General features: G+C 70.6%; 14 protein-coding genes and 2 pseudogenes. 7 read left to right on the top strand and 9 right to left on the bottom strand.

The genetic code is table 11. The features are described 5' to 3' along the window. Window positions 1-195: 195 nt before the first annotated feature. Window positions 196-639, top strand: a complete 444-nt coding sequence (locus ACPPVO_RS22260; protein ID WP_360389014.1) for a hypothetical protein — start codon at window positions 196-198, stop codon at window positions 637-639. Window positions 640-1026: 387 nt separating this feature from the next. Here the strand turns inward: ACPPVO_RS22260 and ACPPVO_RS22255 are convergent. Both ACPPVO_RS22255 and ACPPVO_RS22250 read right to left on the bottom strand, forming a co-directional pair. Further along, a pseudogene (locus ACPPVO_RS22255) lies at window positions 1027-1449 on the bottom strand (IS1634 family transposase); the annotation flags it as partial. Window positions 1450-1670: 221 nt separating this feature from the next. Then, the gene (locus tag ACPPVO_RS22250) at window positions 1671-1946 is read right to left on the bottom strand and encodes a hypothetical protein (protein ID WP_426513119.1); all 276 of its coding nucleotides are present in this window, start codon (window positions 1944-1946) and stop codon (window positions 1671-1673) included. Window positions 1947-1995: 49 nt separating this feature from the next. Here ACPPVO_RS22250 and ACPPVO_RS22245 point away from each other — a divergent pair, with 49 nt between their 5' ends. Beyond that, a complete protein-coding gene (locus ACPPVO_RS22245; RefSeq protein ID WP_426513118.1) occupies window positions 1996-2337 on the top strand; it encodes a hypothetical protein in 342 nt (113 codons plus the stop codon). Here the strand turns inward: ACPPVO_RS22245 and ACPPVO_RS22240 are convergent. Continuing rightward, the gene (locus ACPPVO_RS22240; protein ID WP_426514671.1) at window positions 2324-2623 is read right to left on the bottom strand and encodes a group II intron maturase-specific domain-containing protein; all 300 of its coding nucleotides are present in this window, start codon (window positions 2621-2623) and stop codon (window positions 2324-2326) included. The genes ACPPVO_RS22245 and ACPPVO_RS22240 overlap by 14 nt on opposite strands. Window positions 2624-2788: 165 nt before the next feature. Between ACPPVO_RS22240 and ACPPVO_RS22235 the strand changes: the two genes are divergently transcribed. The 3 genes and pseudogenes from ACPPVO_RS22235 (at window position 2789) to ACPPVO_RS22225 (ending at window position 4921) form a co-directional block, all read left to right on the top strand. Beyond that, a complete protein-coding gene (locus tag ACPPVO_RS22235; protein WP_426513117.1) occupies window positions 2789-3322 on the top strand; it encodes a hypothetical protein in 534 nt (177 codons plus the stop codon). A 340-nt stretch (window positions 3323-3662) separates the two neighbouring features. Further along, window positions 3663-4430, top strand: a pseudogene (locus ACPPVO_RS22230) (transposase); the annotation flags it as partial. Window positions 4431-4738: 308 nt separating this feature from the next. Beyond that, window positions 4739-4921 (top strand): hypothetical protein, encoded by a 183-nt coding sequence (locus ACPPVO_RS22225; protein ID WP_426513116.1) that lies wholly within the window; start codon window positions 4739-4741, stop codon window positions 4919-4921. A gap of 299 nt (window positions 4922-5220) precedes the next feature. On the opposite strand, the gene ACPPVO_RS22220 is transcribed toward ACPPVO_RS22225, so the two are convergent. Beyond that, complete coding sequence (locus ACPPVO_RS22220; RefSeq protein ID WP_426513115.1) at window positions 5221-5496, bottom strand: hypothetical protein; 276 nt, start codon at window positions 5494-5496, stop codon at window positions 5221-5223. Between the two features lie 13 nt (window positions 5497-5509). Further along, complete coding sequence (locus ACPPVO_RS22215) at window positions 5510-6229, bottom strand: hypothetical protein (RefSeq protein WP_426513114.1); 720 nt, start codon at window positions 6227-6229, stop codon at window positions 5510-5512. A 493-nt stretch (window positions 6230-6722) separates the two neighbouring features. Between ACPPVO_RS22215 and ACPPVO_RS22210 the strand changes: the two genes are divergently transcribed. Beyond that, a complete protein-coding gene (locus ACPPVO_RS22210; RefSeq protein ID WP_426513113.1) occupies window positions 6723-7214 on the top strand; it encodes a hypothetical protein in 492 nt (163 codons plus the stop codon). 405 nt (window positions 7215-7619) lie between these two features. Next, window positions 7620-8051 (top strand): hypothetical protein, encoded by a 432-nt coding sequence (locus ACPPVO_RS22205; protein ID WP_426513112.1) that lies wholly within the window; start codon window positions 7620-7622, stop codon window positions 8049-8051. A 418-nt stretch (window positions 8052-8469) separates the two neighbouring features. Here ACPPVO_RS22205 and ACPPVO_RS22200 read toward each other — a convergent pair whose 3' ends face one another. The 4 genes from ACPPVO_RS22200 to ACPPVO_RS22185 all read right to left on the bottom strand — a co-directional run bounded on the left by ACPPVO_RS22200 (window position 8470) and on the right by ACPPVO_RS22185 (window position 13398). Then, window positions 8470-9471: an FtsX-like permease family protein gene (locus tag ACPPVO_RS22200; RefSeq protein WP_426513111.1), complete on the bottom strand. Its 1002-nt coding sequence runs from the start codon at window positions 9469-9471 to the stop codon at window positions 8470-8472. Between the two features lie 55 nt (window positions 9472-9526). Beyond that, entirely contained in the window at window positions 9527-10045 is a 519-nt protein-coding gene (locus tag ACPPVO_RS22195) for a hypothetical protein (protein WP_426513110.1), read from the bottom strand. A 265-nt stretch (window positions 10046-10310) separates the two neighbouring features. Next, complete coding sequence (locus ACPPVO_RS22190; RefSeq protein WP_426513109.1) at window positions 10311-11693, bottom strand: hypothetical protein; 1383 nt, start codon at window positions 11691-11693, stop codon at window positions 10311-10313. A 268-nt stretch (window positions 11694-11961) separates the two neighbouring features. After that, complete coding sequence (locus ACPPVO_RS22185; protein WP_426513108.1) at window positions 11962-13398, bottom strand: FAD-dependent monooxygenase; 1437 nt, start codon at window positions 13396-13398, stop codon at window positions 11962-11964. Window positions 13399-13663: the final 265 nt, after the last annotated feature.

The raw sequence follows: 13663 nt of genomic DNA, 5'->3' as shown, positions 1-13663 counted from the left end.
ACAGTGCCGGAAACTCTCAGCCATCAATTTCGACAGCGAAATGGGCGGCACGCCCTCTTGAGCATTTCTTGAGCCGATGCGTGCGCTTTCGTCAATGTTTGGTCAAGGCCGACCCGCTGGCGCCGACGGGTGCGGCGCGGGCCGTAGCGTGCGTTGCCAATGATCTCCATCGCATCGACCGGAAACGGGGTACACATGATCGCAAGACGCATCAAGGCCGCCGCGCTCGCCGCCTGCGCCGCCGTGCCGCTGGCCCTGCTCGCCACGCCGGGGTCCGCGTCGGCCTCGGGCACCGACTACCTCTGGGCGTACTGGCAGAAGCCCGGCGCCACCTCGTCGGGCGGGTACGGGGTCTTCCACGCGTACGGCGAGATCGTCCAGGTGCAGGATTGGCACGCGGACGGCTGGCGGACCTGGGCGCAGATCCAGAAGCTGCTGCCGGACTCCAACGGGGTCATGCACTGGGTCAACCACAGCACGGCCTGCTGGGACGACACGAGCCACGGGGACACCAGCGGCGGCGGCTTCACGACGTGCAACTACTCGCTGCCCGAGGGCACCGTCGTGCGGGTGCACGTCTGGGCGACCAACAGCGGCACGCACGCCTATGACGAGTACAGCCCGTCCGGCACGGCCTGACGACACCGCGGGGCTGTGCCGTCCGCGGCGGCACGGCCCTACGAACCCGGCGACCGTAGGCGCCGCCCTCCGATGAGGCAACCCGCGGTGTGGGCGCTCGCCAACCGGTCCACCGACCTCGCGCTCGGGCCGACTTGAGCTCGCCTTGGCGAGGTGACGCGCTCACGCGCGACAGCCGGTGGTTCCCGCAGCTGCAGGTGGTGCCCCGGCGCCAGCTGACGTCCGGCTCTGCTTGCCCTCAGGCGCCCGATCTCGCGTACGGTCTGCCTCCTGCCGCGTCAGCAGACCTGCGGACCCGGGCCGACCGGGCGCCACGACTGGCGGCCGACCCGCCAGGCCGAACGGCTACGCCTTCACCCAATCTCCGCAGCCCCTCGAGACGAACGTGTCGGCGGCGGACAGCTTGCTCATCGGCGCCACCGCCCGGTTGGCGACGAGCGCGAACAGCACCCGCTCCATGTTGGTGGTGAACCGCCGTGCGTCGGTGGCCGCGCGCACCGCCGCACCGACCTGCAGGCGCTGCCACAGCCCGTCCAGCAGCCAGGTCGCCCCCATCGTGCGGGCGTCGATGACCTCCAGCGCTGCGGCGCCCGCCTCCGCGGCGGCGGACCAGCCGTCGCCGTCGCCGAAGTGCTTGTTGATCGAGGCGGCCAGCCGGCGCAGGCCGGCCACGTCGACCTGGTCGACCCGGCCGAGGTTCATCAGTACATCCGGCTTGATCCGCCCGTCCACCCGGCGGTTGTGCGCCAGGGCCACGTAACGCACCACGCTGCCGTCCGCGTTGGTTCGCGACGTGAACCGCAGGAACATGACTACGACTCAACCCATCGTTGCCCTGCTAGCACAAGGCGCAATCTTCAGGTCGTGTTACTACACATTCCGGCTCTCAGACCCGTTCCGCAGCCCAGCCCAGACCCCTGACCAGCAACAACTCAAAACCGCTCACGCTCGTGTGCCCACGAACTGCGGAACTCGGGTGAGATAGTGGCGCCGCAACCTTCGTCGCCCTCCGCTCCATTCGCTGAGCAACGCTAGAACCCGACCGCCCGCGCCACGTCGTACACCGACAGGTCGGCGCGCACCCCCACGAACCTGGCCTGGTGCCGCCACCGGCCGGCGTCCTCGTCGAACGCCGCATCCACCTCCACCTCGACCACCACGGTCGGCTGCACGGGGACGTACCGCAGCGGACGCCGCTCCCCCAACTGGCCCGACCAGGCCGCCGGGAGCGGCTGCGGCCACGGCGTGCCCACGTACGACGGGTGGCTCACGCCGCGGCTGGAGATGACGTGGCGGAGCAGTGCCACGCCGCTCAGGGCCGACCACACCTTCGAGTCGACCGGTGAGCTCAGCCTGGTGACGATCAACGACGAGCGCGACCAGAGCCGGCCCGGCTGGAGCGTCTCCGGCCCGCTCGGCGACTTCACCGACGGCGTCTACACGTTCAGCGGCAGCTACCTCGGCTGGGCACCGACGGTCACGACGCAGAACCCGGCCCACGATGTGACCGCCGGTCCGGCCCTGCCCTCCGGCACTCCCCCGGGCCTCGCGGTCGGCAGCGTCCTGGCGACCGCGCCGGCCGCGGGAGGCCTGGGCACCAGCACGCTCGGCGCCACCATCGACCTGAAGATTCCGTCGACAACCCAGCCCGGCTTGTACTCCGCCACGCTGACCGTCACCGCGATCACCACGGCCTGATCCGGGGCTCCCGGCGACCCGGCATACGAGCCCGCGCCTCGACGTACGGGGCGAGCAGGATGAGGACGCTGTGGTCGAGCAGGGGTGTGTTCTTGCCGCGCCGCCGGGCCCAGTAGTCGGTCAGGGCGGGGTCGTCCGGAGACGCCCACTTGTAGGTGAGCTGCCGCAGGTGATGATCCAGGGCCGCGAAGGTCCTGGACGACGCTGCTCCCCGATGGTAGTCCGCCCACCCTCGCACGATCGGGTTGATCTTCGCGAGGACGGCCGCCGCGTTGCTGCCGCGCAGCGCACGGATCTCGGCGGCCAGGCGATGTCTGACCCGCTTGATGGCGGCCTTGCTCAGTCTGGTGATCAGCCTTCCTGCGTGCCGCGGACCGTGACCCTAGGATGACGGTGTACAAGCGCGCCAGCGCCCGGCGGGAGGCTTGAACGTTACGGCTACCTTCACGGTATGCGTAAGCTTCTCGCGGTGCTCTGCGGTGCCACGCTCCTCGTCGCCGGCTGCAACGACGCCAGCGGCACCAGCCAGGCCGGCTCATCGACCTCGCCCTCTGCGGCAGCGTCACCGCCGCCTTCCGTCTCACCTTCGGCGTCGCCGTCCTCGCTGCCCGTCGACCCGGCCGTCGTGGCCAACACCCGACAGGTGTGCGACGAGCTCAAAAGGGTGATGGAAGACCAGACGGTCGCCTTCCTCGCAGCAGTCAGCCGATACGGCAATGCAGCCACCATCACCGACCCGGCGAAGAAGGCAGCCGTCGTCGAGACGGCCAAGAAGAGCTTCACAACCTGGGCGAAGGCGGTCCGCGCGCTGTCCACCAAGGCCAAGGACCCGGCTCTGCGCAAGGTCATCGACGATCAGGCCGCCGCCCTGGACGACACCGCCGCGACGCTTACATCGCTCGACCAACTCACCTCCGCCAGCGGCGGCATGAGCTCCCCGCCTATGCAGGTCGCGGCAAGCGAGACCACAGAGGTTTGCGGCTGACATTCGTCGCCCCGGTGATCTGCTGGCAGCCATCGGATGAGGCCGGGCGTGGACAGGGTCGTGCGCAGCGGTGGTGGTGGTGGTGGTGTCTGGGTTCGTGCGGTGGAGGCGTGGCGGCGCGCCGGGCGCAGATCGACGCTTCGTCGAAGTAGCCGGTCCAGATGTTGCCGGTGTGGTCGGTCATCAATTGTGCGATGCCGTCGCCGGCGTGGAACGCGGTGAGGGTTGTACCGTCGGCGCCGATGATGCGCCCGTTGCGCGGGATCTCGGCGTCGAGTTCGGGGAGTAACGCCACGATGCGGCCATCGGCGTCGATCGTGGAGGCAGCCACCTGCCGGTCCTCACCCAGATCCCCGACCACCACCGGCACGGCACCCCGATCCTGATCCGATCGGACTCCGCCGGCTGCACTCAAGGGCTCCTCGCCCACATCCGCGGTCTGCGCGCCACCGGCGTCGACGCCCGCTTCTCCGTCGGCGTCGCGATCACCGAACCGATCCGCCAGGCGATCCTCACCGCCAAACAGCACCTGCAATGGGTGCCGGCCCTCGACGGCGACGGTGAACCCCGCGACGGCGCCGACATCTGCGAACTGACCGGCCTCGTCCCCGACGACGGCTACCCGCCGGGCACCCGGTTCATCGTCCGCCGCGAGGAACCGCACCCCGGCGCGCAACTCTCCCTGTTCGATACCGTCGAAGGCCTCCGCCATCAGGTGTTCGCCACCGACACACCACCCGGCAACGGGTCAGTGCAGTACCTCGAGGCGCGCCACCGCGGCCACGCCCGCGTCGAAGACCGCATCCGCACCGGCAAGGACACCGGCTTCGGCCGGTTCCCGTCCCGCGTCTTCGCGATCAACCAAGCCTGGCTGCAACTCGCCCTGACCGGCATCGACCTACTCGCCTGGACCCAGATACTCCTCCTCAACGGGGCCCTCGCGACCGCCGAACCGAAGAACCTGCGCTACCGACTCCTGCACGTCGCCGCCAGAATCACCCACACCGCCCGCCAAACCCGGCTCCGAATCGCCGAAACCCGGCCCTGGGCAACAGATCTCACCACCGCGTTCACCCGACTCAACGAGCTACCACGCCCGACCGGCTGACACCCGCACCCGATCACGTCGACATCGCACGGAGGAAACCGGCCAACGCGCCGGAACCTCGGCACGCCCGCGCGGCCCACCAACCCGAGCAAAGATCAAAAAGCCGCTCCCAGTCGCCATGATCGACTGATAACGAAAGAGCGAGGCTAGCCGGTCGAGACGCCGTTTACCAGGCTAGGGACTGGAACGACTGGTACGGATCCTCGCTGGGCGCATGGAAGACCCAGCCGTGGTCCCCCACGATCGTCCTGGAGGGCGTCACGTGCACCCGCAGCGAGACGATAGGCCGCCTCGCCTACGCCGTCTGGGTGGAGGCGCCCGCGGACCTGCGACTGGCCCGTGGGATGGCTAGAGCCACAGCCTTCCCCGGCAAGGAAGCACTGTGGCAGCGGTGGATGCGTGAAGAGGACACCTTCTTCACCGCCGACGACACCCGAAACCGCGCCGACATCATCGTCGATACCTCGATGTTCGGCGTGGCCCTCACATGACGGCCGCGCAGCCGTACATCGGTACCTGAGCTTGATGCCGCCGACCCAGCCCGTGGCTGAGTTCGTCCCGTGTGCGCGGGCACTGTCCTGGCCGTGGACAAGACAAGCGACCCAGTTCTGCTTCAACCCTGGCCCCACGAGGCTCGCGTGATCCACATGCTGCATCGCCATGATCGGGTTCCCTGATCTGCCGCTGGTCGAGCGGTGGAGCATCAACGGTGATCGTCACGCTCACCGGCAGGCCCGCAGCGCATTTCGACGCTGCCGATCCGGGCAGCGATCCCCTCGCCTGCAGGTCCTCACGGCCCATCACGGTCCGGGTTTTCCTCCACGGCGTCCGATTGTGTTGTGAGGAGGTGTGGTCGGAGCCCTTGCGGGCCGGTGAGTGAGGTGTTGGGTGGGAGCCACTCCTCGTCGAGGTCGAAAACGATGTGGAAGCCGTTGTCGCGGTCGGTGGGGCCGAGTGTTTCGCGGGGCGCCACCGGTACGCCATCGATGAACCGTTGCCGGTACGCGACGCCGTCGTCCCACTGGTCGACGGTAACCCACAGGCTGAACGCCGCGGCCCAGCGCACGCCGTAGTGGTGCTCAGTGCGAGGAATGGCGCCGGTGACGAGGTCCTCCGCGTCGAACTGTGGCACGTCGGGGCCGCCGGTCACCGCGATCCGCAACGGGCCCTGACTCAGCCCGCAGCCCGCCGCGCTGCAGGCCCTCGAGGACCGCCACGGGGAGGCGGGGGTCGGTGCGCTCCACCCCGACCCACGAGCGCGGGGACCGGCGGACCGCCCGGGTGAAGTTGTCGGTGAGCAGGATCCTCGCCGAATCGTAGACACCGGGTGCATCCTCGGGCATCCGGATCTGTTGCCAGCGGTGGCGGTCGTGGGGCAGGCCGGCCACCAAGAACACCGCTCGCGCCCCCTCGGCCCAAACGTCGTCACGGACCGTGAGCGCCTGCGCGAAACGGTCCTGCTGCAGGGTGGGCTCATCGAAGGCCAGGCCTGCAGGGAACGCGACCCGCAGGTACGGCGCGAACGAGAAGTCGCGCAGCTCGACAGCGGCGAGGGCGGCCTCCAGCAGGCGCGGGAAGTCGCTCACCCGTGCACAGACCGCAGTGATCAGCGCATCGTGCGGCGTGCCCGGATGCGGCCAGCCGCCGGGCGGCGTGCGGCACGCATGGTCGAAAGCGCGCGGGTGCTCGGCAGCACGGATCAGCCGGGCGAGGACCGCTTCGTCGATCACCAGTGCGGCCCAGGCCCGCTCCTCGGGCCGAGGGCCGTTCATCGCCGCGACGAGCGCCGGCAGATCCACCCGTCCATTGTGCGGCACGGCGCCGCGCCGACCGCCCAGCCGAGGCCGCACATCCACTCCACGCCACTCCACGCCACAGCGGGCGACATCGACGGAACCGGCTAGGTGAACGCCAGCTGGCCCATGCACCGCGGCAGCGTCGGCTTCGTCGTCGTGCTGGAGTCGGCAGGACTGCGGGGATGACAGCCGGCGCCTGTCACCGTGGCCGCCGTTTCCGGGCAGAGGGCGGGCGCACTGCCGCCACCGTCCGCGACCGGTTAGTGGACATGCGGGGGTGCGGCCTCGGACAGCGACCGCTTGACCGGGCGCGCTCAAACAGCCGCCGAGCGCCTCGATCACGTTTCCGCACATGCCGCGGAGGTTGAGGCAGGCTCTACCACGTCCGTCACGCCACGTGACGAGGGCGCGGTGCCAAGCGACGCACTGAACTGCCGATGTGCGAGCCCCGCTGATGCGGCCCGCACGCATTGACAGATGGGACCATCATGACGTCGTGAAGGTTTCGTGGGACGTGAAAAGCCGTGATCTCCCGCTGCCGTCCCGCTCGATCGTCGACGGCTCTGCGCACGCTGCCCCGGTCGCGCTGAACGTCCTCGGCTTCGCCGGCCTGCGGATCGTGCGCGTTCGGGTGCCGCTCACCGCCGAGCAGGCCCGCCGCCTGCGCCCCGTCCACGGGCTCATCGTGGGCGCCGTCGTGCTGAAGGCGGCGATCCTGGTGCTCGTCCTGGCCGGCATAGCCTCCGGTATCGCCGGTCGGGCAGGCGTCCTCTACGACCTCGTCCCCGTGTTCCTCGCCCTGGCAGCGACCAACGTTGTGTACCACGTGGTCCTGATGGCCGCGAGCCCGCGGGTGTACCCGCGGGTCCCGTTCGAGATGTCCGCCAAGCACGGCTGGTCGGGCCGGATTGAGTTGCGCGACGTCGACCCGGACACCGCTGCGGAGTGGCAGCGGCTGAGCGCGGGCGCGGTGCAGGTCTACGAGTAGCGATAGATGGACCGTGTACCGGTCGCCCTCAGCGGAGATGAAGGTGTGCCGCGCATGCGGCACGGGTTGGTGACGGACCGGGCGATCTGCTAGCTGCCCGGCACCCGGGCCCGGCGTCGCCCGGCACCGACTTGATCAGCGCCGGCACCACGCGGACGTCCGGCAGGCGCAGCCATGATCAGATGCCCTGTCATGCCGCCGACAGCGCTCTGCGGCTCGCCAGGCAACGTGACAGTCTGTAGGCGGCCGGACAGACCGGGACCTGCCGGTCGTGCGCACGACCATGGCCGAATACAGCGCGCCTGATGGTGCCAAGACGCTGCTTTGTGTCCATCCCGACGAGATGAACAGCGCCTGATCGGCCTCGGCGCCCTCCGTTTGCCGGCGGGGCGTACGTTGTGCGGCGTGAAGCGCCCCCCAGGCGGGCCCGGGATCTGGTGGTCCCTGCTGCTCGTCATGCTCATGTGCCTGGGCTGTCCCGCCTATTTCGTCTACGGCACCTGGAGTGACCGCAGGGACGAGGCCGCCATGACACCGGTCGCCGCGGCCTACCTGGATGCACTGATCGCCCACGACCAGGCGAAGGGGTACGCGTTGCTCTGCCGCAGCAGCCGGGCGCAGACACCGGTCGAGCGCTGGCACGCCGACCGAAACATGCCGCCTTCCGTCGTCGGGTATCGGATCGTCCAGGCTCGGATAGACCCCGGCAACGAAGCGCCGGACAGCTACTTCGTGGACATCGAACTGCACTACTCCGACGCCACCAACCGGACGATCGCGCTGCCGATGGCGTCGGAGGACGGCGGCTGGAAGGTCTGCACCCAGTCAGGCTACTGAGCCCGTCCGCGGCCACCAGCGGCCGGCGTGCGGATGCCTCGGATGCCTCCTCACATGCTCCGCCACACGTTTGTCACGACCATGCTCGACGCGGGGTCAGCCTCCGCCACGTCCAGATCGCCGCCCGCCACGCCGACCCCCGCACCACCATGCGCTACGACCGAGCCCGCCACCCCAACTACATCCTTGCCGCCTACATGGCCTCCGGAACATGACCAAGACTCACGCCTTTGCCGAATTGAGTGCGCCGGATCTTGCTGACGACCCGTGCTGCTCGCCGCAGGGCAGGTGCTCGTCTCGCCGATCCCGGCAAACAACGTTGCCGGAAACCCTGACGCTGCGGATCTGTCACGTGGCGATTGGGTGGGTTCGGCACGTCATGACTGGACATTCCGGCCGGTTGGATCGCTACGTATGCTCAGTCGAAACGGACGGTTTCGTAGCGGGTTAGTCGGTTGACGAGGGGGAGCGGTAGTGCGGTCACCGTGAGGGCGATGAGTAGCTCGACGAGGAGCGTGAGCAGGTAGTCGCGGCCGGGCGGTGTCCAGACCTGATCGCCGGCTCGGGCGATGGCGGCACCCGCTGCGAGACCGGTCGCGGCTCCGGCGAACAGTGTCGCGACGAGGGGTACTGCTGTCTCCAGTGCGATTGTTGTGCGCAGTTCGGCCGCTCGGACGCCGGTCGCGCGCAGCAGTGCGAACGGTCGGCGCCGTTCGGTGATGCCGGCGACGGCGGCGACGGTGAGGCTGCTGGCGGCGACCACGAGGACGAACAGCAACGCGAGGCGTAGCCCCTGGTCCAGCTCCTGCAGCTGCCGGGTGTCCAGTTCGACCTGGTCCGTGCGGGTGCTGGTGACCGCGCCCGGCAGCGTCGCGGCAACCATGGTGCGGACCTGGTCCTCGGCCGGTCGACCGGTCGTCTCGGCGTAGACGGCGTGCACCGGACCGTCGGCGCTGGTGGGAACCAGTCCGGTCACCCCGTGCAGGCCGGGCGGCGGTAGCCCGGCGAACGACGGGCGGCTCGTGCAGGCCACGTTGAGCACCGTGGCCAGTTGCGGGCAGTCGACGGCGAGCGTGCCGGGCACGGCGCCACTGTGGACGATCACGACCCGCCGGACCGTCGCCGAGTCGGCCGACAGGCGAGCGATGAGCAGAGCGGTCCGGTCGGCCGGCTGCGCTTCGGTGACGACCTCGAGGATGCCGGGCCGCAGCTGCGCACCCTCGAGGCTCTTGGCCCCAGGGTCGTGCGCGACGCCGGTGAACATGCTCGTCACGAACGCGGCGAGCACGACCCCGGCGATCGCGCGGAACGTCGTGCTCGGGTCGGCGGCCATCCGGCGCGCGGCCAGCAACGGCGGGGCGTGCGTGCTGAGCCGCGCCAGCAGCCGGGCGGCGAGCATGCACGCCCATGCCCCGGCCACGACGATCCCGAGCAGGGTCAGCAGGAGGGACGCACCGGCCAGCAGCAGGACTGCCTTACCGTTGACCGAAATCGCATCGGTGGCCCGCAGTACGGCGAGGAGCGCTAAGCCGAGCAGGCCAAGCAGCGGTGTCGTCGCGGGCGGTGACGAACTGGTCCGGCAGCAGCAGGTGCGGGCCGTCGAGACGGTTGCGGAACTCGACAGGGCGGCGCAGCACCTCGTAGTCGATGCCGCCCAGCCGCAGGACGTCCTCGACGTTGCTGGTGCCGCCGGGCACGATGGTGCCGAGCTGGTGCCAGGCGGGCACGCTGCTGTAGAGGGCAGCTTGGCCGCGGCTGGTGTCCAGGCCATGCTGCGGCAGGATCTGCCCGTCGGTCTGCCGGAGCAGGATCTCACCGTTGTCCCAGCTGTCCGGGTCGTTGACCCGGAACCGGCCGTCGCCGAGCGGGACGAGTGTGCCGTCGGCGAGGCGGGTGTCGAAGTCGGCGCGCCGGGCGGCCGCCGCCTGGAGTTGATCGGCCCGTTCGGCGGCGAACGCCGCGTTGACATCGAAGGGTTGCGCGGAGGTCGACATCGGGTGGTACTCCCCTTTCCGGGTATGCGAAACCCGGGCGCCCTGCGGCGTCCCGGGTGTGGTGCTGAACCGGTACGCCGTTGGGCGTGGCGCGAGACCGCAAGCCGAGCGCCGCCACCACGCAGCGGCGGCGCTGCGCGTGGGTCGGCCGTGCGCCGCGCGATGGCCGCGCAGTGAGCCGGGTGCCGACCGGGGACGGACTCGTCTGCGGCGGTCGCCGCGGGGCCGATGTCGCCGGGCGGCGGCATCGGCCGAGGGCCGTGTCTCAGTCCTGAGTCACGGCGGGCAGGGTTGCCGCCAGCGAGGCAGTTTTGGTCGCGGTGCGGAACATGGCCACAGCGTTCTCCGCGACACGGGCGACGCCGTCGGCCCGCTCCTGCGGGGTGAACGGCAGCCGGGCGTGAGGTCCGACACGAAACGCCGGCAGGTTGATGTGCCGGCGGGCGACGATATCTCCGGTCGTCGGGATGTCGTACGCGACGAAGTCGTTGAAGTCGAGCCCGTCGAGGGCCGTCTCCCGGTTGCCGGTGCAGACGACCACCAGATCGTAGGTGCGGCCGTCGATGAGTCCCGCGTCCGGCAACGCGACCGGCTGAGCCTGCCGGGCCGCGACGGTCAGGCGCCGTGTCCCGTACCGGTCGGGCCGCAGGTAGCGACCGATGGCCTGGTACCGGCCACGGATCTCCTTGCGCCACTGCTTGCAGCCCGACGGCAGGCCGAAGCCGTACCAGTCGATGCGCTCCACGCTGTCCAGGGCCGCAGCGGCCATGAGCGGCTGCGGCCCGATGCCCAGCAACGACTCGACGGCGCATTTGGCTGAGTCACCACCGCCGATCACCGCGGCGCGGCGCACGCCACGCAGCGGCGACATGGTGGCCATCCGCTGCATGAACTGGACGAAGGTGAGGATCGTGGTGCCGTTGGCCAGGTCCTGACCCACCGGGTCGCCCAGCCCTCGCGCGTCGATGACCCGCCCGGCGGCCAGCCGGACCCCGCCCGCGATGCCGATGTCGACGCTGCTGGTGTCCCCGGTCACGGCCCGCACGGTGGCGTTGGTCACCACGTCGGCGTACTGCGCCAACGTCAGCCGGATCACGAACGCGAGGTCGGTGTTCGTCTGGTATTCGGCCATGGACACATTCGCCGGTTGGATCGGTGCGCCGGGCAGGTAGTTCAGCGCGGCCCCTCGGTCGCCGGCCAAGCCGATGCCGCCGGCCCGGTTGCGGGAGTTGAGGTAGAACGTCGGCCGGCTGGTCATGGCGAAGACGCCACCGACCCGGTCGCCGCGTTCCAGGACCAACGGTTTCGGGTATCCGTTGCGGACCCGGGTGGCGGCATACACCGCGGCGTGGAATCCGCTGCCGATGATGACCTCACGGTCGCGGCGGCTGGTCCCGAGGATGCCCTGTCGGCGTTGCTCGTTCGACCAGTAGGTGTCCAGGATTTCGTCGGCGTATCCGCGGCCGGCCGGGTCGAGGGCAACGCCGGTCAGCTTCGCCGCCAACGCGGTAGGAAACTCGGACTCGCGTTGCATCATGACCCGCATCCCCTCGGATGCAGCGGTCTGCAACGCGACGGCGTTCAACAGGGACACGATCGGCGCGGATGGTTCGACGGCGTCGGCGAGCGGTGATGACGTGTCAGGCACGGTTGGTTCCTCCCTCAGTCAGGGGTTGACCGGGAGGCCGCGCCGGGCGCCGTACCCCATCCCGGGCAGCCCGGGGATGGCGGCACGCGGCCGGCGCGGTCCCGGAAGGGGTCACAGGGTGGTTGCTGCGGGCTGGCGGCTGCCAGGCCCCGCAGGAGGATCAGCGACTTGCATCGGCGTCGCATGGTGTCGCCGCCGTAAGCGCCGGATCGTCGGCGCGTCGGGCGGCCGGCCGCCGAATGGACGGGGCGGCGAAGGCGTGGCCAACTCAGCCCGGGAGGGCGGTCACCAAGTCGCGGCTGATGCTCTGGGCCAGGCCGGTGCCCAGGCCGAGCCGGGCGGCGATGATGGGCCCCTGCCGAACCGCCTCGAGGGCGGTCAGGAGGTGGCGGCGGCGCCAGCCGGTCAGGGCACCGGTCAGGTCAGCGCCGTGCCGGGTGTGCTGGCGCAGGGCGGTGACGAGCCCGTCGGCTTGTTCGATGCCGTTGTTGGCGCCGCGGGCGGTGTGCGCCCGGACCGGGGCGAGGGCGTCGCCGAGCAGGACCGCGTGGCCGTCACCGACCGGCCAGGCCATCGTCGTGGGCGGGTCGATGTCCAGCACCGGCACCGCCATCCGGGGACCGGTGGCGTGCACCAGGTCGGCCAGGTGCGCCGGCAGGTGCGCGGCGGCGTGCGCGTCGACGTGTGCCCGCGCGGCGGGGTTGACGTGGTGCGGCAGGACGAAGGTTCGCTGCTCGGGTCGGGCACCGAACCAGGTGGTGTACTGCTCGGTGGTGGCGTTGAGAGCGAAGATCCAGTCGCTGCCGGCGGGGACCGGGGCGATGGTGAACTGCAGGCCGGGGCGCGGCTCCCAGCGTTGGAAGTCGGCCAGGTCGGCGGGTCGGGTGGTGGCGGTGCCGCGGTGCGCGACGTACCCGGCGTAGTGCAGCCGCCGGTCGGGGTCCAGCAGCCGCCGGCCGATCGAGGCGCGACCGTCGCAGAACGCGACCAGGTCGGCCCATGCCCGGCGGCCGTCCGTGAAGTGCAGCACCGGCCGGCGGTGCTCGGCGCTGATGCCGGTAACCCGCCGCCCGGCGTGCACCAGACCGTCGGGCAGCCGGCGGGCCAGGGCCTGGTGCAGCAGCGTCCAGGTGGTGAACCGGCCCGGGTACTGCCGCTGCACGAACCGGTCGTCGGCCGGGCCGTAGCCACGGAACTGGGTGATGGTTTCGAAGCCGAACTGCACGTATTCGTGCCGTGCAATGCCGAGGCGGTCCAGCACGTCCAGCGCCGGGTGCTCCAAGGACAGGATCCCGCCGGTCGCGGTGGCCAGGTCCGGGTTGGCCTCGTACACGGCGATCTGCTCGAAGCCGGCCTGCAACAGCAGCAGGGCCAGCACCGGTCCGGTCAGCGAACCGCCGACCACGGCGATGCGCAGCTGCCGCGCACGCAACGGCGGGGCGACGATGGTGTCGGCGGTGGCCGGGTCAGCCGACGGGTCGGCGGCCACTGCGGTGTGGTGCTGCGGGTGGGTCATGACTGGGCTCCTTCGACGGACGATGCGGAGCCCGGACGCGGCCATGGTGGCCGTGCCCGGGCTGGTGCGCGAAGGTGCGCGGTGGTGCAGCGGCCGGGCAACGGCCGTGAACACGTGCAGCTGCGAGCCGGTGACCGCCACCGCGGTGGCGGGGAACCGGCGAGGTGGGTCACCGTCGCTGCGGTGCACCGGTGGATCGGTGACGGGTGCTCAACCGCGCCGCGGCGACTGGGCCGTCAGATGGCGCCCTCGGGGCCGGCATGTTCGGCGGCCGGGACAGGGTGGTGCGGCCGGTGCTGTGCCACCGGGCAACGCGACGGCTCAACCGCCTGCCACGACGCTTCGCCGGACCGCGACGGCCACCGGCGGCAGCAGCAGCCGGTTGGGGGTCGAGACAGGTCAGGTGCTGTGATGGCGGCACCCGGGTCGGCGGCGCCGTCGGCGGTGGTGATGC

It is taken from the genome of Dactylosporangium sp. McL0621 (assembly GCF_049995355.1).
In the GTDB taxonomy this organism is placed as follows: domain Bacteria; phylum Actinomycetota; class Actinomycetes; order Mycobacteriales; family Micromonosporaceae; genus Dactylosporangium.
The sequence above is the reverse complement of the archived record's forward strand: the minus strand, read 5'-3'. Positions and strand labels throughout refer to the sequence as shown.